The sequence below is a fragment of the Streptomyces sp. NPDC059816 genome, assembly GCF_042732055.1.
GTDB lineage: Bacteria > Actinomycetota > Actinomycetes > Streptomycetales > Streptomycetaceae > Streptomyces.
On the sequence record NZ_JBHWIQ010000002.1, the window covers coordinates 287,705 to 306,517 of the forward strand.

Consider the following 18,813-nt stretch of genomic DNA (forward strand, 5'->3'; position numbering starts at 1 on the left):
GTGGGGGCGTGTTGTGCGCCGTGTGTATACTTGGGGGGGCGGCGCGGGGGGGGGGCGCTGGGGGGGGGGGGGCGCCCCCCCCCGCCCCCCCCCCGCCGCGGTGTCGTCCCGCATCGACCGTACGTTGTAGCTCAGCACCCGCACCACGGCCAAACCGTCGGGTTCCGCAACCGAGTTGAAGTCCATTCCCCCAACGTACGCGGCCCCCGGAGCCCGTTCGACGCGACACGGGGACCCGCGGGCCCGGAGCGGTCAGCCCTGTCGGGCGAGGTCGGCCGCGCCCACCAGACCGGCCCGGTTGCCCAACTGGGCGGCCAGCACCTGGGCGTGGGGTCGCCAGTGGGAGCCCACGAGCCAGCGCCGGAAGGACTTCCGGATGGGGTCGAGCACCAGATCGCCCTCGTCGGACACGCCGCCGCCCACGATGAAGGCGGAGGGGTCGAACAGCGAGGCGAGGTCGGCGAGTCCGGCGCCGGCCCAGCGGGCCAGTTCCCGGAACGAGTCGACGGCCACCGGGTCGCCGGCCCGCGCGGCGTCGCTCACGTGCTTGCCCTGGATGCCGTCGGGGGTGCCGTCGCCGAGTCCCAACAGCACCGCGGCGTTCTCGGGGGTGGCCCGGGCGCGCTGCCGGGCGTAGCGCACGAGCGCCCGACCGCTGGCGTACTGCTCCCAGCAGCCCTGGCTGCCGCAGCCGCACAGCAGTCCGTCGGGGACGACCCGGACGTGGCCGAACTCGGCGGCGACGCCGAAGCGTCCGCGCCGCAGCTTGTTGCCCATGATGATGCCGCCGCCGATGCCGGTGCCGAGGGTGACGCAGATGACGTCCTCGTGTCCGCGGCCCGCGCCGAACCGGTACTCGCCCCAGGCGGCGGCGTTCGCGTCGTTCTCCACGACGACGGGCAGCCCGACCCGCTGCTCGACCTTGTCCTTCAGCGCCTCGTGCCGCCAGTCGATGTTGGGGGCGAACAGCACGGTGGCCCGCTTGTCGTCCACGTAGCCGGCGGCGCCGATGCCGACGGCCTCGATGTCGTGGCCCCCGCCCGCGCCGCCGACCGCGTCACAGATCGCCTCGACGATGCCGTCGGGGGTGGACGGCGTGGGCACGGTGTGCGTCTCCAGGATCGCGCCCTCTTCGTCGACCACTCCGGCCGCGATCTTCGTGCCGCCGATGTCGACCCCGATGGTCAGTCCCATGTGTCCCTCAGTTCGGTCGTGCCCCGCACGGCACACCGTACCCGAGGGGGAGTTCAGTCGAGATCGATCCGGCCGTCACCGCCGGTGCCCTCGTCGCGCGGCTGGTCACCGGGGTCGTCAGGGTCGTCAGGGTGGTTGGACGCGGCCCCGTCGGTGCTCTTGCGGGGGTCCTCCGCGGAGCCCCGGGTCCAGCGGGTTTCCTGGGCCTGGACGGCGGAGCGGTACGCGGCGAGCAGTTCGCCGCCCGCGGCGGTGAGGTGGTCGAAGACCGCCGGGTTGCGCTCGATGACCGGTTCGACGGCCTCCCGAGCCTGGCGCACCACCTGCTGGACGACGCCCGAGGTGGCGGGGCCGAGCAGCGGGCCGGACAGCCCGGAGAGCTTGTCGGCCACCGCGTCCATCAGCTTGCGCAGCTCTTCGGTGGCGGAGCCGGGCGGCGGGCCGTACTGGGCCCGGCGGCGGGCCTGCTCCTCGGCGAGGTCCTCGGCGCAGGCCGTGGACCAGGCGTCGGTGTCGAAGCCGGGGTCGGACGGGGCGGCGCCCTGCTGGTCCTTGCCGCCCGAGCCGCCTTCGGCACCGGGGCTGGAGCTGGCGGCGGGGCGCTCGGCATCGCTCATGACGGGCTGACTCCTGAGGAAGACGACGGTTCGCCCCTTCGACGGTACCCGAACGGCGGTGTCCCCTTCACTTCGCCGGCCACAGTCCGGGGTCGGGCGCACAGCGGATCTGGAGCTGCCCGTCGCGCAGGCCGGCCCCGACGACCGTGCAGCGACGCAGCGCGGAGGGGAGCGGAACGATCCTGCGGAACCGTCCCGCGGTGATGACGAGTTCGTCGCCGCGACGGACCAGGTCGAGCTCTTCGCGGACGGCCCCGGGCAGCGGGATCGCCCACACCAGTACCCCGTCGGTGGCGATCCGGTCGGTGAGCGACCAGGTCACGGGCGTCGGGGGCGCGGGGTCGAAGGGGACGGCGAGTGCGGCGAGGTCGTCAGCGCCGCGCGGCTCGCGGCCCAGGTGCCCCACCTCGTGCACGGGGTAGGGGGCCCAGCCGGCGAGGGCCTTGCGCTGCTGGGCGACCGCGCCGGCCAGCCAGTGGCTGCCGGTGTCCTCGGGGAGCACCCGGTTGGCGAGGAGGGTGTCCACCCGCAGTCCGTGCAGGGCGAGGCCGGTGGCGGCGGTGTGCAGGGCGTCGGTGGCGGCGGAGCCGGGTTCGGCGACCAACCGCACGGTGGTGGCCGGGTCGGCGATGACGGCTTCGACGGCGGCGAGTTCCCCGTCCCAGCGTTCCACGGTCTCGTACAGGGCGGCGGTGGGCAGCGGGACGCCGGCGAGCCGGCCGAGGACGGGACGCAGGGCGCGGGCCGCCCGGCGCTCGGGGGGCAGCAGTCGGCGCAGGTAGCGGCGGAGCTGCTGGGGCAGGGCGAGCAGGGCGAGGGCCCGGTCGAGGGGCGGCAGATCGACGACGACCACGTCGTGCGGGGCCCGGACGGCTGCCCGCAGGGCGCGGAAGACGGCGGCTTCCTCCGCTCCGGGCAGCGGGGTGAGTTCCTCGGCGTCCAGCCGGGCGGCTCCCGCGAGGTCGAGCGCGGGGGCGGCCCAGTCCTGGAGGCGCAGCAGTTCCTCGCCGAAGGAGGGCGCCGCCGAGGGACGCCAGGCGGTGAGGCCGGGCGCGAGTTCGGCGGGGTCCTGGCGGGTGGGGATGCCGAGGGCCGCGCCGAGGCCGTCGGCGGGGTCGGTGGACAGGACCAGGGTCCGTTGTCCCGCGCGGGCGGCGGTCAGCGCGGTGGCGGCCGCAGCCGTGCTGCGGCCCGCTCCGCCGGGGCCCGTGACGAGGATCGTTCGCATGCCCGAACGCTAGTGCCTGCCGCGGTGCCCACCGACGGCGCGGCCGTACGGACCGTCGCGCCGTACGGGCGGTCGCAGAGACCGTACGGACGGTCGCGGAGCCCGTACGGGCGGTCGCAGAGACCGTACGGACGGTCGCGGAGCCCGTACGGACCGGTCGGTCCTCGGAAGCCGGTCGGTTCCGGGGCGGACCCGTCGCGTCAGGCGGACTCGACGCGCTTCTTGAGTCCGGCGAGCGCGCGGTCGATGATGACCTTCTCGGCCTTGCGCTTGATCATCCCCAGCATGGGGATCTTGACGTCCACGGTGAGCTGGTAGGTGACCTCCGTCACCGACTCCCCCGCCTCCTTGAGCAGGTACGAGCCGTCCAGCGAGCGCAGCATCTGCGACTTCACCAGCGTCCAGCTCACCTCGTGCGGACCGCCCCAGCTGTAGGCGAGGGTCTGGTCGTCCTTGATCGCGCCGGCGTCCATGACGAGCCGCACCTCCTCGGCACGGCCGTCGGTGTCGGTGGCCAGCACCTGGGCCTCCTTCACCTCGCCGGTCCAGTCGGGGTAGCGGGCGAAGTCGGCGATCACGGCCATGACCTCGGCCGGGGCGGCCTCGATCCTGATGCTCGAACTGGTGTACTCCGCCATCGCCGTGGCTCCTCCAGATGCGGTCCGGTGGGTGCGGGGTGCGCGTGTGCCGCGCGGGATAGGGATGAAGGCTACCGCGCAGCGCTGACCGGCCGTTCCCGGCCCCGGGGCGGACCCGGCGGCACGCAGCGGTCCGCGGTGGGGTGCGACGGCCCGCGGTGCGGTGCGAGGGGGGCGGTTCACCACTCCAGCACCCAGGGCCGACCGGTACGGGCGAAGTGCCCGACGTTCACGCACTCGGTGGCGCCGATCCGCATCCGCCGGGCGAGCGGCTGGTGGACGTGCCCGAAGAGGGCGTACCGGGGGCGGGTGCGGCGGATGGCGTCGAGCAGGGCGCGGCTGCCCCGTTCGAAGCGGCGCGGCACGGTGTCGTAGAGCAGCTCGGGCACGTCCGGCGGGATGTGGCTGCACAGCACGTCGACCTCGCCCAGCGCCTCGACCTTGGCGGCGTACTCCTCGTCGCCGACCTCGTAGGGCGTGCGCATGGGGCTGCGCAGTCCCCCGCCGACGAACCCGAAGGTCCGCCCGCCGATCTCGACGCGCTGTCCGTCCAGGACCGTGGTGCCGGGGCGGGCGTACTCGGGCCACAGGCCCGGTATGTCGACGTTGCCGTAGGTGGCGTACGTCGGAGTGGGGAGGGCCGCGAACAACTCGGCGTACTGCTCACGGACGGCCCGCTCGACGGCCGCGTTCCGGTCGACGCCCGCCCAAAGCTCAGCCGCGAAGGCCCGCGCCTCGTCGAAGCGGCGGGCGGTGCGCAGGGCGATGAGCCGGGTGGCGTTCTCCGCGCCGAACAGCTGGGGGAAGATACCGCGCGCATGGTCGGCGTAGTCGAGGAAGAGCACCAGGTCACCGAGGCAGAGGAGGGCATCGGCACCGTCCCCGGCGCGGGCGAGGTCCCGGGCGTTGCCGTGGACGTCGCTCACCACGTGAACGCGGGTGCGGGTGCGGGGGTGGCGCGTTCGGGACGCGGTGACTGGCATGCCCCGACCCTAGAACGGGCCCGGTGGGCCCACGGTGCTCCGACAGGGCCGTAGGGGCCTACCGGAGGGCACCGGACCTGCGGTTACTTCCCAGTCGGGAAGGGGGTGGACTACTGTGCGCGCAGGAACACCATGACATGTGACGCAGCGAACATCTGGCCGGAACCCTCTATCGAAGAGTCGTACCGGTCGGTAACGTCCGGGCCGTCCCGTCGTGCCCGTCGAGCTCCGAGCCCGGCGCCGTGTACCGCGCCCCGGTCGCGGGGCCCGGCAGCGGAGTCCGGGGCACTGCCGAGCCGTGACCGGACCGCCGCAGCGACACACTGTCGTGGCGCCGGCGCCCTATGAGGAGCAGCAGCCTTGCGCGAGTTCAGCCTTCCGGCCCTGTACGAGGTCCCGACGGACGGCAATCTGACCGACATCGTCCGCAGAAACGCGGAGCGTCACCCCGAGGTCGCCGTGATCGCCCGCAAGGCGGGCACCGCCTGGCAGGACGTGTCCGCACGCGCGTTCCTCGCCGAGGTCGAGAAGGCGGCCAAGGGCCTGATCGCCGCCGGGGTGGGCCCCGGCGACCGGGTCGGCCTGATGTCCCGCACCCGCTACGAGTGGACCCTGCTGGACTTCGCGATCTGGAGCGCGGGCGGGGTCACCGTCCCGGTGTACGAGACCAGCTCGTCCGAACAGCTGGAGTGGATCCTGTCCGACGCGGGCGCGGTGGCCTGCGTGGTCGAGCTGGACTCCCACGCGGCCGAACTGGCGGCGGTGCGCGACCGGCTCCCGGCGCTGCGGCACGTCTGGCAGATCGACGCGGGCGGGGTGGAGGAGCTGGGACGGCTCGGCGCGGAGCTGGCCGACGGTGACGCGGTGGTCGCCGAACGGGGCTCGCTCGCCAAGGCCGACGATCCGGCGACCATCATCTACACGTCCGGCACCACGGGCCGGCCGAAGGGCTGCGTGCTGACCCACCGCAGCTTCCTCGCGGAGTGCGGCAACGTGGTGGCGCGGCTGCGGCCCCTGTTCCGCACCGGCGAGTGTTCGATCCTGTTGTTCCTGCCGCTCGCGCACGTCTTCGGCCGCATGGTGCAGATCGCGCCGATGGTGGCGCCGATCCGGCTCGGCTGCGTACCGGACATCCGCCAGCTCACGGACGAACTGGCCTCGTTCCAGCCGACGTTGGTGCTCGGCGTGCCCCGAGTCTTCGAGAAGGTCTACAACGGCGCCCGGGCCAAGGCGCAGGCCGATGGCAAGGGCAAGATCTTCGACCGGGCCGCCGACACGGCCATTGCGTACAGCCGGGCCCGGGACACCGCCCAGGGCCCGTCGCTGGGGCTGCGGGTCAAGCACAAGATCTTCGACAAGCTGGTCTACCGCAAGATCCGCGCGGTGCTGGGCGGGCACGGCGAGTACGCAATCTCGGGCGGCGCACCGCTCGGGGAACGGCTGGGCCACTTCTTCCGGGGCATCGGCTTCACCGTCCTGGAGGGGTACGGCCTCACCGAGAGCTGCGCGGCGACCACGTTCAACCCGTGGGACCGGCAGAAGATCGGTACGGTCGGGCAGCCGCTCCCCGGTTCGGTGGTCCGGATCGCCGACGACGGCGAGGTGCTGCTGCACGGCGAGCACCTGTTCACCGGGTACTGGAACAACGAGGCCGCGACCGCCGAGGCGCTGCGCGACGGCTGGTTCCACACCGGGGACATCGGCACCCTGGACGAGGACGGCTATCTGCGGATCACCGGCCGGAAGAAGGAGATCATCGTCACCGCGGGCGGCAAGAACGTGGCGCCCGCGGTGATCGAGGACCGCATCCGCGCGCACGCCCTGATCGCCGAGTGCATGGTGGTCGGCGACGGGCGTCCGTTCATCGGCGCGCTGATCACCCTGGACGAGGACTTCCTCGGCCGCTGGGCGCGGGACAACGGCAAGCCCGCCGACGCCACGGCGGCCTCCCTGCGGTCGGACCCGGATCTGCTGGCCACCCTCCAGCGCGCCGTCGACGACGGCAACGCCGCGGTGTCCAAGGCGGAGTCGGTGCGCAAGTTCCGCGTCCTGGACTCGCAGTTCACCGAGGACTCGGGGCATCTGACCCCGTCCCTGAAGCTGAAGCGGAACGTCGTCACGAAGGACTTCGCGGACGAGATCGAGGCGCTCTACCGACCGTAGGGACCTTCGGGTCATCCGCGGCCGATGACGTCCGGCAGGGCCCTGCGGACCGCGGTGATCAGGGCGTGGCTGGCCTCGTGGGCGGCGGCCCCGCCGGCGACCGGGTTGCTGCCGGCGCGCTGCCCGAGGACGACCCCGAGGACCAGCCGCGAACTGCCCGCGACCTCCTGCCGGACGGCCCACACGAGGTTGCCGCCGGCCGGGGTGGAGGAGCCGGTCTTGAGACCGACGACCCCGTCCCGGCCGAGGAGCTTGTTGGTGTTCGCCACCCGCGCCCCGCTGCCGCCCTCGACCTCCTCGGTGGCGACGACCTCGCGGAAGACCGGGTCCTTCATGACGGCGCGGGCCAGCCGGAGTTGATCGGTGGCGGTGCTCTTGGTGCTGGCCTCCATGCCGCTGACCCCGGTGTACGTGGTGCGGCCCATGCCGAGATCGTCGGCGGCCCGGTTCATCTTCGCGACGAACGTCTGCTCGTCGCCCGCGTCCCAACGGGCCAGCAGCCGGGCCACGTTGTTGGCGGAGCCCACCATCATGTACTCCAGCAGCCGCCGTTGGGAGTACGTGCGCCCCTCGTCCACCGGGACGGTCGACTCGACGGACGAGTACGACTCGTCGGCGGCCCGCTGGTCGGCCAGGACGTCGGCGCCCGGGGAGCCGGCTCGGACGGGGTGTTCCCGCAGGATCACGTAGGCGGTCATGACCTTGGTGAGGCTGGCGATCGGCACCGGGGTCTGGGCGCCCCGGGTACCGAGGCTGCCGACCCCCTCGACCGTCACGCTCGCCTGGCCCTCGGCGGGCCACGGCAGGTCCAGCGACCGGGCCGCGGAGAGCGTCGGCGGGGCCTCGGTGACGGCGGGGGCGAGGCGCCGCTCGTCGCCGCCGAGGAAGAGCCAGGCTCCGGTGCCGGTCGCCAGCACGGCCGCCGCGACGAGCGGGGCGAGCACGGTCCGTCGGCCCGCAGGGCGGAAGGTCGGGCGGGGGGTCGGACGGGGACGGGGACCGAGTGACGGGTGGTCGACTGACTGGTGATCGACTGACACGGGGAACCTCCGGAAGACGTGTGCGCCGGGTACGCACCCCACCTTCGGGGAGTCGTTCTTCCGGGCCGGTGCGACGCCGTTTCGGCCGCCGCGTAGTCCCGTTTCGGTTCCGTTTCAGGTGGTGCCGGAGGTCAGGTGGAGGGTCGCGACCGCCCCGCCGTCCGGGGCGTTCTCGAAGGTCAGCCGGGCTCCGAGCACCCGTGCCTGGCCCTCGGCGACGGTCAGCCCCAGGCCGTGGCCGCGTCCGCGCTCGCTGGCCCCGGTGAGGAACCGGCGCGGCCCGTGCTCCAGCAGCGCCGCGGGGAAGCCCGGCCCGTGGTCGCGCACGGCGATCCGGGTGCCGGTGACGGTGACGTCCACGGGCGTCGCTCCGTGCCGGTGGGCGTTGACGACCAGATTGACCACGATCCGCTCCACCCGGCGCGGATCGGTCTCCACCACGGCCGCGTCCCGGACGGTGATCCGGGTGTCCGCCTGGGAGCCGGCACCCGAGCGCCGCACCACGTCCTCGACGAACTCGGCGAGCGGCACCCGGTCCAGCCGGGCCCGTTCGACCCCCGCGTCGAGTCGGGAGATCTCCAACAGGTCCTCGACCAGCGCGGTCAGCGCCCGTACCCGGTCCCGTACCAGGGCGGTCGCCTCGTCGTCCTCGCTGAGCAGCCCGGCGGCGGTCGCCAGGCCCATCAGCGGGGTGCGCAGCTCATGGGCGACGTCCGCGGTGAACCGGCGCTCGTCCTCCAGCTTGCGTTGCAGGGCGGCGGCCATCTCGTCGACGGCCGCCGACATCTCGGTGATCTCGTCACGGGCCCGTCCGGGTCGTCCGATGCGGGCGTCGAGGTCGCCGTCGGCGATCACCCGGGCGGTGCGGGCGCCGTAGCGCAGCCGCCGGTGGACGGGCTCGGTGGCCAGGGCGGCGAGCGGGACGACGACGGCGAGCGAGGTGAACAGGGAGATGAGGATGCGGCGGTCCAGGAGCTGGCGGTTGCGTTCCTCCCGGCTCATGTCCATCCGGACGACCAGCACCCGGTCCCCGACCGCGGCGGCGCCCCACATCCAGTACCAGTTGGGCGGGTCGACGTCGTACCACAGGGCCTTGTTCCAGCCCGCGGACTGCTCGGCGGCCAGCAAGCGGGCCAGGGGCGCGGGCAGTTCCTCGGGGGCGCGGGCGTCGACGGGGAGCCCCACCCGGCCCGTGCGGACGTACTCCTTCTCCGCCGCGAGCAGTCGGTCCTCGACGTGCTCGCGCATCACTTTCATGCCCCGGTCGTGGACCGCGTCGCGCACGAGGACGCCGATCACTCCGGCGACCGCGCAACAGGCGACGGCGGTCAGTACGGCGATCTTCCAGCGCAGGGTGCGGAAGGCGGACAGGCTCACCGCGGTCAGCCGCGGACGAGCTTGTAGCCGAAGCCGCGGACGGTCTCGATCCGGCCGCTGCCGATCTTCTTGCGCAGCCGCAGCACGCACAGGTCCACGACCCGGGTGTCGCCCTCCCACCCGTAGTCCCAGACGTCGCGCAGCAGCCGGCGGCGGTCGAGGACGGCGCCGGGCGCGGCGGCGAACTCCAGCAGCAGCCGCAGCTCGGTGGGGGTCAGCGGGACGAGGTGCCCGTCCCGGCGCACCTCCATGCCCTGGGGGTCCACGCTCAGGTCACCGAAGACCAGCGGCCGTACGGGGTCCCGGTCGGCGGCGGTGGCGGACTCCGCGGGCGGCCGGTAGGTGGCGCGGCGCAGCAGGGTCCGGATGCGGGCCACCAGGACATTGGTCTCGACGGGTTTGACCACGTAGTCGTCGGCGCCCGCCTCCAGCCCGGCGATCACGTCGAGGGAGTCGCCGCGGGCGGACATCATCAGGACCGGGACCAGACTCTCCTCACGGATGCGGTGACACAGCCCGATCCCGTCGAGCTCGGGCAGCATCACGTCGAGGAGCAGCAGGTCGTGGCCGCCCGCACGGAAGCCCTCCAGCCCGCTGAGCCCGTCGGCGGCGACCGTGACCCGGTAGCCGTACCGCTCCAGGGAGAGTTGGACACCGCGGCGGATCGTGGCGTCGTCCTCGACGAGCAGGACGTGTACGGGGGCGGGTACGGGGTCGTTGGCCCGGGCTTGCGGCACGGTGCCTTCCTGGTCGTGGGGGGTGTCGGTCGTTCGCATGGTAGCCCCGGCTCCGGCCGCCCGGCGGTGGGCGGGGACGCATCTCACAGCGTGAGGGAGGCGGCGACGGGGAGGTGGTCGCTGCCGGTGGCGGGCAACGTCCAGGAGGAGCGCGGGGTCATTCCGCGGACCAGGACGTCGTCGATGCGGACCACCGGGAACGCGGCGGGCCAGGTGAACCCGAAGCCGTCGCCCGCTTCCCGCTGGGCGGAGCGCAGCCCGGAGGTGAGGCGTGCCAGGGCGCGGTCCCGGTCCGTGCCGTTGAGGTCGCCCAGCACCACCACCCGGGGCAGCGGCTCCGCGTGGACCGCGTCGGCGAGCAGGCGGGCCGCGTCGTTGCGGCGCTCGGTGGTGAAGCCGTGGAACGGGTGGACGCGGACCGAGGCGAGGTGGGCGGCGTAGACGGCGACGGGTCCTTCGGGGGTGCGAACGGTGGCCCGCAGCGCACGGGTCCACGGCATGATCGGCACCACCTCGACGTCCTCCAGCCGGTGTCGGCTCCACAGTCCGACCCCGCCGTGCACCGACCGGTGCGGGTAGGCGGCGGCCAGTTCGCGGGCGTACACGGGGGCGGCGTCCCGGGCCAGTTCCTCCAGGGCCAGGACGTCCGCCCCCGTCGCGGCGAGGGCACGGGCGGTGCGCTCCGGGTCCCGGTTGTCCTCGTCCACGTTGTGGCTGACCACCACCAGCCGGCCGGCGCCGCCGCCGTGCGCGCCCGACTTGTCCGTGAGCACCCCGCCGAAGAGCGAGGCCCACACCACGGCGGGAACCAGCGCGGCGACGGCGGCGAGCCGGGAGCGGCGCAGCGCCGCCAGGGCGAGCAGGACGGGCACGCTCAGGCCCAGCCAGGGCAGCAGCGTCTGGACGAGGCTGCCGAGGTTGCCGACGGTGTTGGGCAGCGAGGCGTGCAGCGCCATGAGGGCACCGGTGAACAGGGCGGCGACCGCCAGTCGGCGGCCACGGAGGCGGGGCCGAGGGGCGGTGCCCCCCGCGGCCTCCCCGGCGGTGTCCCGATCGGCGCCCCGCTCGGCGCCCCCGCCCCGCTCGGCGTCCGGGGCGGGGCGCGCGGGCGGGTCAGCGGGGGGCACGGGTTCGGGCTCGGTGGCGGGCGCGGAGGCCCTCGGAAGGCTCGGCACGGCAGGTGTCTCCCCACTGTCACGGACACCCGGGGCCCGGGTACCCCGACACCCTCCGCGAGGTGCGCTTCCGGCTGTTCAGGGGAGTGCTTCAGGTGTCGCGCGGCTGTGTATCGACTCTGTATCGACGGCCGACCCTGCGGGCGGCACCGGGCCCCCGGGACCGGTCAGCCCGGGGCGCCCGGGTCGGCGTCCCGGCAGAGCAGGGCGGCCTGGACGCGGTTGGCGCAGTCGAGCTTGGCCAGCACCCGGCTCACGTACGTCTTGATGGTCATCTCCGTCATGTGGAGGCGGCGGGCGATCTGGGCGTTGGACAGCCCCTCGGCGACCAGCGCCAGCACCTGCGACTCGCGGGTGGTCAGCCGGGTCAGCCGCTGCACCGCCTCCTGGCGCCGGGCCACCCGTTCGGCGCCGACGGTGTCCAGCAGCAGCCGGGTCACCTGGGGCGAGAGGAAGGCGTCCCCGGCGTGTGCCGCGCGGACCGCGCGGATCAGCTCCCCCGGTTCGCAGTTCTTCAGCACGAAACCCGCCGCGCCGTGTTGCAGGGCCGCCATGACGTGGGGCTCCGCGCCGAAGGCGGTCAGGACCACGCACCGGGTCGACGGCGCCTTGCCGCGCAGTTCCGCCACGGCGCCCAGTCCGTCCAGCACCGGCATGACCACGTCGAGCAGGGCCACGTCCGGCCGGTGGCGCACCGCCTGTTCCACGGCGCCGCGCCCGTCGCCCGCCTCCGCGACGACCTCGATGTCCGCGGCGGAGCTGAGGACGGTGCGGATGCCCGCCGTGATGAGCGGCTCGTCGTCCGCGATCAGGACCCTGATCATTCAGCGCACCCCCAGCATCAGGGAACCGGGCACCACCACGAACACCAGCACGGCGACGGCGATCCCCTGGACCACGGACCGGACGGGGCCGACGGGCACCGGAGACAACGGCGGCACCGGGCCGTCGAGTGCGAAGTCCCCCGGTGCGACGGACCGCACGCCGGAGCCGTCCTCCGCGTCGGGGCGCCGCGCGGGCAGCATCGCCAGCAGCCGGAAGCCGTCCCCGGTGGGCCCGTGGTCCAGCAGGCCGCCGGCGTGCCGCACCCGTTCCCGGAGCCCCGCCAGGCCGTGCCCGGCACCCGGGGCGGTGCCCAGGTCGGGCCCGGTCGCGCCCCGGCTGACGACGGTGAGCAGGGCCGCGTCGCCCTCCCAGTCGAGCGCCACCCTCACGGGCTGACCGGCCGCGTGTTTGACCGCGTTCGTCAGCCCTTCCTGCACCACCCGGTAGGCGGCGCGCCAGCCGGCGTCGGTGAGCTCCAGCGGTTCCCCGCCGCCGGACAGCACCACGGGCACCCCGGCCTCGCGGAACTCCGCGACGACCCGTTCGACGGCGGCCGGACCCGGCTCGGGCGGTGCCTCCTCCGCCCCGCGCAGCGCCCCGACGAGTTCGTGCAGGTCGTCCACGGCGCCCCGGGCGGACCCGGCCAGCCGTCGCACCCCGTCCCGCTGGGCGGGCGGCAGGTCCGCCACCTCCAGCGCGGCGGCCTGCACCGACACCAGGCTGAGCCGCCCGCCCAAGGAGTCGTGCATGTCCCGGGCGATCCGGAGCCGCTCCGCCAACCGCTCCCGTTCGGCGAGCAGCTCCTGCCGGCGGACGAGTTGCCGGTTGCGCTGGTACAGGGCGGACACCAGCTGGTCGTGCTGCGCCTGGTGACGGCCCACCAGCAGCGGCATCGCGACGAACACCAGGTAGCCGGTGACGACGGTGGCGATCCCCACCCCGGCGGGCCGCAACGCCAACTGGGCCGCGAGACCGCCGCAGGCGGCGCCCACGGTGATCGCGGTACCGGCGCGGGTGGCGGGTGCGTGGCCGGCCCGGTACCCGCTCCACAGCAGCAGCGTGTACGCGCCGGGCACCACCGAGACCACCACGGTCGCCGCGAAGGCCGCGGCCGGGGCGCGCCGGCCCCACCAGACGAGGGCGACGGCGAGCGCCGCGTACCCCGGGACCGTGACCCACCGCGACGGACCACCCAAGTGGGCCGCGGTCAGCAGGAGGGTGTCCGTCGCGACCACGGCGGGCGCGGCGACCGCGGCGAGGATCGGGCGGATCATGGCGAGCAGCGTAGGACGCGTCGCGCGGACGGCGCCACACCACGAAGGCGGATCGCCTCCGCCCACTTTCGGGGGCGGTGCCGCAGCGGGTCGCGCCCCTAGCGTCGCACCATGATCAACGTACGGAACCTCGCCAAGAGGTACGGTCCCCGGGTCGCGGTGGACGACCTGACCTTCACGGTCCGCCCCGGGCGGGTGACCGGGTTCGTGGGCCCCAACGGCGCGGGCAAGTCCACCACGCTGCGCATGGTCCTGGGGCTGGACCGCCCGACGTCCGGCACGGCACTGATCGGGGAGCGGCCCTACCGCGAGCTGACCCGTCCGCTGTGCCACGTGGGGGCGCTGCTCGACGCCGGCGCCCTGCACGGGGGTCGGCGGGCCCGGCACCACCTGCTGTGGCAGGCGCACAGCAACCGGATACCGGCCCGCCGGGTGCGCGAGGTGCTGGACCTGGTCGGGCTGGGCGACGCCGGGTCGCGGCGCACCAAGGGGTTCTCGCTGGGGATGACGCAGCGGCTCGGGATCGCCGGTGCGCTGCTCGGTGATCCTCCGGTGCTGATCCTGGACGAGCCCGTCAACGGACTCGACCCGGAGGGCGTCCGCTGGATCAGGAAGCTGCTGCGGGGGCTCGCCGCGGAGGGCCGCACGGTGCTGGTGTCCAGCCATCTGATGGCCGAGATGGAGCTCACCGCCGATCATCTGCTGGTGATCGGGCGGGGCAGGTTGCTGGCCGACGCGCCGCTCGCCGAGGTGGTGGCCGCGGGGGGCGGCGGCACGCTGGAGGAGTCGGTGTTGCGGCTCACCGACGCCGCCGTGGAGTACCGGGGGGCGGGGCGATGAGCGTGTTCCGCGCCGAACTGACCAAGATCCTCACCGTGCGTTCGATGCCGTGGTCCCTGGCGGCGGTGGTGGCCGTCGGCGGGGGCGGGGCGGTGTTGATCGGGCAGGCGTTGCGGGCGGGCTGGGAGGACCCGCCGGCGGACGGGACGGGGATGGTCGACCCGGTCTTCGCGAGCACCTACGGTCTGACGCTGGCCCAGTTGGCCGTGGTGGTGTTCGCGGTACTGGCGGTCGGCGGCGAGTACGCGACGGGCACGGTGCGCATCTCGTTGGTCGCGACCCCGAGCCGGGGCCGCTACTACGCGGGCAAACTGGGCGCGGTGACGGCCCTGTTGTCCGTCGTCTGCCTGGTGACGGTGGCGACGGCGTTCGCGGCCGGGCAGGCGGCCCTCGGCCCGTGGGGGGTCGAGTGGGGGGAACGGGACACGTACCGGACCGCGGTCGGCTCCTGGCTGTGCCTGATGTTGATCGGGTGGTTCGCCTTCGGCGTGGCCTTGGTGGTGCGCAGGCCGGCGCTGGCGATGGGGGTGCTGTTGCCGCTGCTCTTCCTCGGTTCGCAGGGGCTCGGCAACCTGCCGCAACTCCGGCAGGTGATGCAGTTCCTGCCGGACTCCGCGGGCTCGTTCATCATGCACCTGGCCGGGCCGCCGGAGGATCCGGCCTTCCCCCGCGCGTACGGGCCCTGGACGGGGACCGCGATCCTCGCGGGATGGGCCGCTCTCGCGCTCGCCGCGGGGTACGCGACGCTGCGGCGACGGGACGCGGGGTGAACCAGGGCCGCCGGCGGTCGGCGCGGTGACCGAGGGCTTCGGCCCGGAACGGGTCTGGCGGAGCGCGGGCGGGCGCCCTACTGTCCCAAGTGCCGCCGCAGTGGCGGTGTCCGCAGCCGCCGTCGGCCACCCGGGCGACGGCGGCCCGTGTCCCAGGGGGTTCCCATGACCGTCCGACGTCTCGCGCTCGCCTTCGCCACCCTCGTGGTCTCCGGTTTCCTCATCGGGGCCGCCGGACAGCTCGCGAAGATCCTCATTCCCGAGGACCGCGCGTCCTCCTCGGTGAGCGCGATGAACAAGGCCGAACTCGTCGGCTGAGCACGGGCGCCCGGTTCGTGGGGCCGTGCCCCGGCCGCCGGGTCCGGGCCGGGGCGCTGCGCATTTCCCCGCGCCCCTTCGGGTGCGTTCCGCTGCATGTGCGCTGCTCCGTGCGGGTGCGTCGCGGTTGCCCGCGCCGTTCCCCGCGCCCCTCTGGGTACGTTCACCTGGCGGTGCGCTGCCCTGCACGGGTGCGCCGGTGTTGTGCGCAGTTCCCCGCGCCCCCATCGGGGCGTCTTCCGACCCGTGTGCCGCAGGAGTGCCCCGTCAGGGGCGCGGGGAACTGCACGACCGGCCCCGTCCGAGGCCGGTGGGCCCCGGGCGGACGGTCACAGCAGTTTCCGCAGCCGCTCCGCCAGCAGGTCCCAGCGCCAACGCTCCTCGACCCAGGCCCGGCCGCGCTCCCCCATCCGCCGTCGCAGCTCCGCGTCGCCGAGCAGGGTCACGATCCGGTCGGCCGCCTCCTCGGGGCGTCCACCACGCACCACCCAGCCGGTCTCGCCCTCCAGGACGGCGTCCGGAGCGCCGCCGGAGTCCCCGGCGACCACCGGCAGCCCGGTGGCGGACGCCTCCAGGTACACGATCCCCAGACCTTCGACGTCGAGTCCGCCCCGACGGGTGCGGCACGGCATCGCGAAGACGTCCCCCGCGCCGTAGTGGGCGGGCAGTTCCGACCACGGCACCGACCCGGTGAACCGCACCGAGTCGGCGACCCCCGTCGTCCCGGCGAGCGCGCGCAGGTCCTTCTCGTACGGGCCGCCGCCCACCACCAGCAGCACCGCGTCCGGCACGGCGGCCAGGATGCGGGGCATCGCCTCGATCAGGGTGTCCTGCCCCTTGCGCGGCACCAGTCGGGAGACGCACACGACGACGGGCCGGTCCGCCAGGCCGAGGCGTCGGCGCACCAGGTCACCGCCCGAGCCCGGGTGGAAGGTCTTCTCGTCGACGCCCGGCGGCAGCTGCACCATGCGGGCCGCGGCGGCCGGCGTCAGCGCACCGGCGATCCGGGAGCGGGTGTACTCACCGAGGTAGGTGAGGGTGTCCGTCGACTCGCCGATCCGGCGGAGCAGCTGCCGGGCGGCGGGCAGTTGCGCCCAGCCCGCTTCGTGGCCGTGGGTGGTCGCGACCAGCCGTTGCGCCCCCGCGGCGCGCAGCGCGGGCGCCATCAGGCCGAGCGGGGCGGCGGCCCCGAACCACACCGACTCGCAGCCGTGCTCGCGCAGCAGCGCGGTGGCCCGACGGGTGACGCGGGGGGTCGGCAGCAGCATGGTGGTGCGGTCGCGGACGACGGTGAAGGGCTGTTCCGCGTCGAAGGCGGCGGTGGCCTCGACGCCCTCGCGGCTCCGCTTCCAGGTGGAGGCGTAGACGACGATCCGCTCGGGGTCCAACCGCAGGGCCATGTTGTGCAGGAACGCCTGGATACCACCGGGCCGGGGCGGGAAGTCGTTCGTGACGATCAGGGTCTTTCGCATCGGCCTCGACAGTACCGAACCCGGGACGCCACCGGGTCGCCGGCCACGGCGGTCGACGCGGCGCCCGGTCGGGCGCGCCGCCCGACCGCCGTGGCCGGGAGGGCCTCAGCCCGCGAGGGCCCGGCGCAGGACGGTGCCGAGTTCGGTGAGTTGCCGCTGGGAGACCTCGGCGGACTGGAGCGCCTGCGACCCGTGGAAGGTGCCGGGCCACTGGTGCAGTTCGACCGACACCCCCGCCTGGAGCAGGCGCTGCGCGTAGGTGATGGCCTCGTCGCGGTTCGGGTCGAACTCCGCGGTGGCGATGTAGGCCGGCGGGAGGCCGGACAGGTCTTCGGCGCGGGCCGGTGCGGCGTACGGCGTGGCGGGCTGGGAGCCCAGGTAGTGCCCCCAGGCCGCGCCGCGGACGGCCCGCGTGTTCCAGGGGGTGTCGGTGAAGTTCTGCGCCGACCAGGTCTGTTGCCGGTCGTCGAGGATGGCCTCGTTGAGCAGTTGGAAGCGGATGGGCGGGCCGTTCTCGTCCCGGGCGCGCAGGGCGACCGCGGCGGCGAGGTTGGCGCCGGCGCTGTGGCCGCCGACCGCGATCCGCTCCGGGTCGATGCCCAGTTCGGCCGCGTTCTCGTACGTCCAGGCCAGCGCGGCGTAGGTGTCGTCCAGGGCGGCCGGGAACCGGTTCTCGGGGGAGAGGCGGTAGTCGACGGAGATCACGGTCGCACCGGAACGCTCCGCGATCAGGACGCCCCAGTGCTGTCCGACGTCCAGGTCGCCGACGACCCAGGCCCCGCCGTGTAACCATACGACCGCGCCCTGCGCCTGGTCCGGACGGTGGATCCGCACCGCCACGTCGGGGTCGGCGTGCACCGTGCGGTCCTCGATCTCCAGCCCGAGGGCCTCCGGCACCGACTTCTCGGTGGCCAGCGCGGCATAGACCTCACGGAAGGCGACCGGGTCGGTAAGGTCGGCAAGGGGGAGCAGATGGACGAATGCTTCGAGTTCGGGATCCATGGCCTCATCCTCACCACCGGCTGACCGGGGCACACCCGCCAACTGTCGGGCATTCCACCCGGATCGTGCACCGGTCGGCGCTTCTCCTTGCTCGTTCCGGGGCCTACTCTCCTGCCATGGAGGCACTGGCCGTACGGCTGTCCGGGCTGAATCCGTACGTCGACGGCGCGCTGCGCATCGTCGCGTTCTACGACACGCTGATCCATCGGCGGGTGAACGTTTCCGCACTCGTCCGGGCCTCGGCCGGCCTGGCGGAGTGCGTGGCCGGGATACGACTGCACGGCACCGGGCGGGCGATCCGGGTCGCCCCGGACGGCGAGCCGGCGCCCGCCGCGTCGTCACCCGCGTCCACGACGACGCCGATCACCCTCGACGAGGAGGAGATCGGCACGGCGTGGCTGGAACGCCCCGGCGCGCCGAACGCGCTCGACGGCATCCTCCTGGACCGGCTCGCCATCGCCGCCGCGACGGCCGTCGAACGGTACGGTCCGGCGCGCACCACCATGGCCGACCCCGCCCTCGTCGAACTGGTGATCAGCTCCGACAGCGACGAGGCCGCCCGGGCCCGGGCGTTACGCCTGCTCGGCTTCACCGCCCACTCCCCCGTGCACGTCGTCGCCGTGCACGCACGGCTCCCGCTCGACCGGATCGCCGCGCTGATCTGCCCGGCCCGCCCGGTCAAGTCGGCGCCGCTCGCCGACGTGGGCGCCGTCCTGGCCACCACCGTGGACCGGACCGGGTTCCCGGACGGGGTACGGGCGGGCATCGGTTCCGGCGGGAGCCCCGACCGGTCCTGGCAGCGGGCCCGCACCGCCCTGCGTTTCACCACCGCGCGCCGCCCGGTCGTCCACCACGACGACCTGGGGGCGTTGGCGCTGCTCGCCCAGGTGTCCCGGGCCACCACGCACGACAACGCCGACGTGGCCGCCGTCGCCCGCATCGCGGGCAACTCCGAGGACCTGGAGACCCTGGACGCCTACTGCGCCACCGGTTCCCTGCGTCGGGCCGCGGACCTCCTGCACCTGCACCACAGCAGCGTCGCCCGACGGCTCAAACAGATCGCCAAGGTCCTGGACATCGAACTCACCGAACCCCGCGGTCTGATGCGGGCCGCCCTCGCCCTCACCGCCTGGCGGCTGCACGACGGCTGAGCACGAGCC

17 protein-coding genes and 2 pseudogenes are annotated in these 18,813 nt (G+C 74.3%); 5 read left to right on the top strand and 14 right to left on the bottom strand.

The genetic code is table 11. The annotated features are described in order from the left end of the window. The 6 genes and pseudogenes from ACFV88_RS03885 to ACFV88_RS03910 form a co-directional block, all read right to left on the bottom strand. Positions 1-186, bottom strand: a pseudogene (locus ACFV88_RS03885) (hypothetical protein); the annotation flags it as partial. Between the two features lie 66 nt (positions 187-252). Further along, a complete protein-coding gene (locus tag ACFV88_RS03890; protein ID WP_385485659.1) occupies positions 253-1,194 on the bottom strand; it encodes an ROK family glucokinase in 942 nt (313 codons plus the stop codon). A gap of 53 nt (positions 1,195-1,247) precedes the next feature. Next, positions 1,248-1,811, bottom strand: a complete 564-nt coding sequence (locus ACFV88_RS03895; RefSeq protein WP_385485661.1) for a DUF5304 domain-containing protein — start codon at positions 1,809-1,811, stop codon at positions 1,248-1,250. Positions 1,812-1,878: 67 nt separating this feature from the next. Then, positions 1,879-3,039: an ArsA family ATPase gene (locus tag ACFV88_RS03900; protein WP_385485663.1), complete on the bottom strand. Its 1,161-nt coding sequence runs from the start codon at positions 3,037-3,039 to the stop codon at positions 1,879-1,881. Positions 3,040-3,239: 200 nt separating this feature from the next. Next, on the bottom strand, positions 3,240-3,677 hold the full coding sequence (locus ACFV88_RS03905; protein ID WP_385485665.1) for an SRPBCC family protein: 438 nt from the start codon (positions 3,675-3,677) through the stop codon (positions 3,240-3,242). Between the two features lie 179 nt (positions 3,678-3,856). Continuing rightward, positions 3,857-4,660: a metallophosphoesterase gene (locus tag ACFV88_RS03910; protein WP_385485667.1), complete on the bottom strand. Its 804-nt coding sequence runs from the start codon at positions 4,658-4,660 to the stop codon at positions 3,857-3,859. A 360-nt stretch (positions 4,661-5,020) separates the two neighbouring features. Here ACFV88_RS03910 and ACFV88_RS03915 point away from each other — a divergent pair, with 360 nt between their 5' ends. Then, on the top strand, positions 5,021-6,823 hold the full coding sequence (locus ACFV88_RS03915; RefSeq protein ID WP_385485669.1) for an AMP-dependent synthetase/ligase: 1,803 nt from the start codon (positions 5,021-5,023) through the stop codon (positions 6,821-6,823). A gap of 11 nt (positions 6,824-6,834) precedes the next feature. Here ACFV88_RS03915 and ACFV88_RS03920 read toward each other — a convergent pair whose 3' ends face one another. From ACFV88_RS03920 to ACFV88_RS03945, 6 genes are all read right to left on the bottom strand, one after another. After that, positions 6,835-7,767, bottom strand: a complete 933-nt coding sequence (locus ACFV88_RS03920; protein ID WP_385485671.1) for a D-alanyl-D-alanine carboxypeptidase family protein — start codon at positions 7,765-7,767, stop codon at positions 6,835-6,837. Positions 7,768-7,977: 210 nt separating this feature from the next. Continuing rightward, positions 7,978-9,240, bottom strand: a complete 1,263-nt coding sequence (locus ACFV88_RS03925; RefSeq protein ID WP_385485673.1) for a sensor histidine kinase — start codon at positions 9,238-9,240, stop codon at positions 7,978-7,980. A 5-nt stretch (positions 9,241-9,245) separates the two neighbouring features. Beyond that, on the bottom strand, positions 9,246-10,016 hold the full coding sequence (gene cseB, locus ACFV88_RS03930) for a two-component system response regulator CseB (RefSeq protein WP_385485675.1): 771 nt from the start codon (positions 10,014-10,016) through the stop codon (positions 9,246-9,248). A gap of 44 nt (positions 10,017-10,060) precedes the next feature. Next, positions 10,061-10,966 carry an endonuclease/exonuclease/phosphatase family protein gene (locus ACFV88_RS03935; protein WP_385486036.1) on the bottom strand — a complete coding sequence of 302 codons (906 nt, stop codon included), beginning with the start codon at positions 10,964-10,966 and terminating at the stop codon, positions 10,061-10,063. A 353-nt stretch (positions 10,967-11,319) separates the two neighbouring features. After that, a complete protein-coding gene (locus tag ACFV88_RS03940) occupies positions 11,320-11,976 on the bottom strand; it encodes a response regulator (protein ID WP_385485677.1) in 657 nt (218 codons plus the stop codon). Next, positions 11,977-13,251, bottom strand: coding sequence for a sensor histidine kinase (locus tag ACFV88_RS03945; RefSeq protein ID WP_385485679.1), 1,275 nt, complete (start codon positions 13,249-13,251; stop codon positions 11,977-11,979). Between the two features lie 111 nt (positions 13,252-13,362). Here ACFV88_RS03945 and ACFV88_RS03950 point away from each other — a divergent pair. The 3 genes and pseudogenes from ACFV88_RS03950 to ACFV88_RS03960 all read left to right on the top strand — a co-directional run. Beyond that, a pseudogene (locus ACFV88_RS03950) lies at positions 13,363-14,014 on the top strand (ABC transporter ATP-binding protein); the annotation flags it as partial. Between the two features lie 73 nt (positions 14,015-14,087). Next, positions 14,088-14,861, top strand: a complete 774-nt coding sequence (locus ACFV88_RS03955; protein WP_385485681.1) for an ABC transporter permease subunit — start codon at positions 14,088-14,090, stop codon at positions 14,859-14,861. A 165-nt stretch (positions 14,862-15,026) separates the two neighbouring features. Then, positions 15,027-15,179 carry a hypothetical protein gene (locus ACFV88_RS03960; RefSeq protein WP_385485683.1) on the top strand — a complete coding sequence of 51 codons (153 nt, stop codon included), beginning with the start codon at positions 15,027-15,029 and terminating at the stop codon, positions 15,177-15,179. Positions 15,180-15,508: 329 nt separating this feature from the next. On the opposite strand, the gene ACFV88_RS03965 is transcribed toward ACFV88_RS03960, so the two are convergent. Continuing rightward, on the bottom strand, positions 15,509-16,651 hold the full coding sequence (locus ACFV88_RS03965; RefSeq protein ID WP_385485685.1) for a glycosyltransferase family 4 protein: 1,143 nt from the start codon (positions 16,649-16,651) through the stop codon (positions 15,509-15,511). Positions 16,652-16,756: 105 nt separating this feature from the next. Beyond that, complete coding sequence (locus ACFV88_RS03970) at positions 16,757-17,653, bottom strand: alpha/beta hydrolase (RefSeq protein WP_385485687.1); 897 nt, start codon at positions 17,651-17,653, stop codon at positions 16,757-16,759. A gap of 116 nt (positions 17,654-17,769) precedes the next feature. Here ACFV88_RS03970 and ACFV88_RS03975 point away from each other — a divergent pair, with 116 nt between their 5' ends. Further along, complete coding sequence (locus ACFV88_RS03975; RefSeq protein WP_385485689.1) at positions 17,770-18,804, top strand: PucR family transcriptional regulator; 1,035 nt, start codon at positions 17,770-17,772, stop codon at positions 18,802-18,804. The last annotated feature ends 9 nt before the right edge of the window (positions 18,805-18,813 follow it).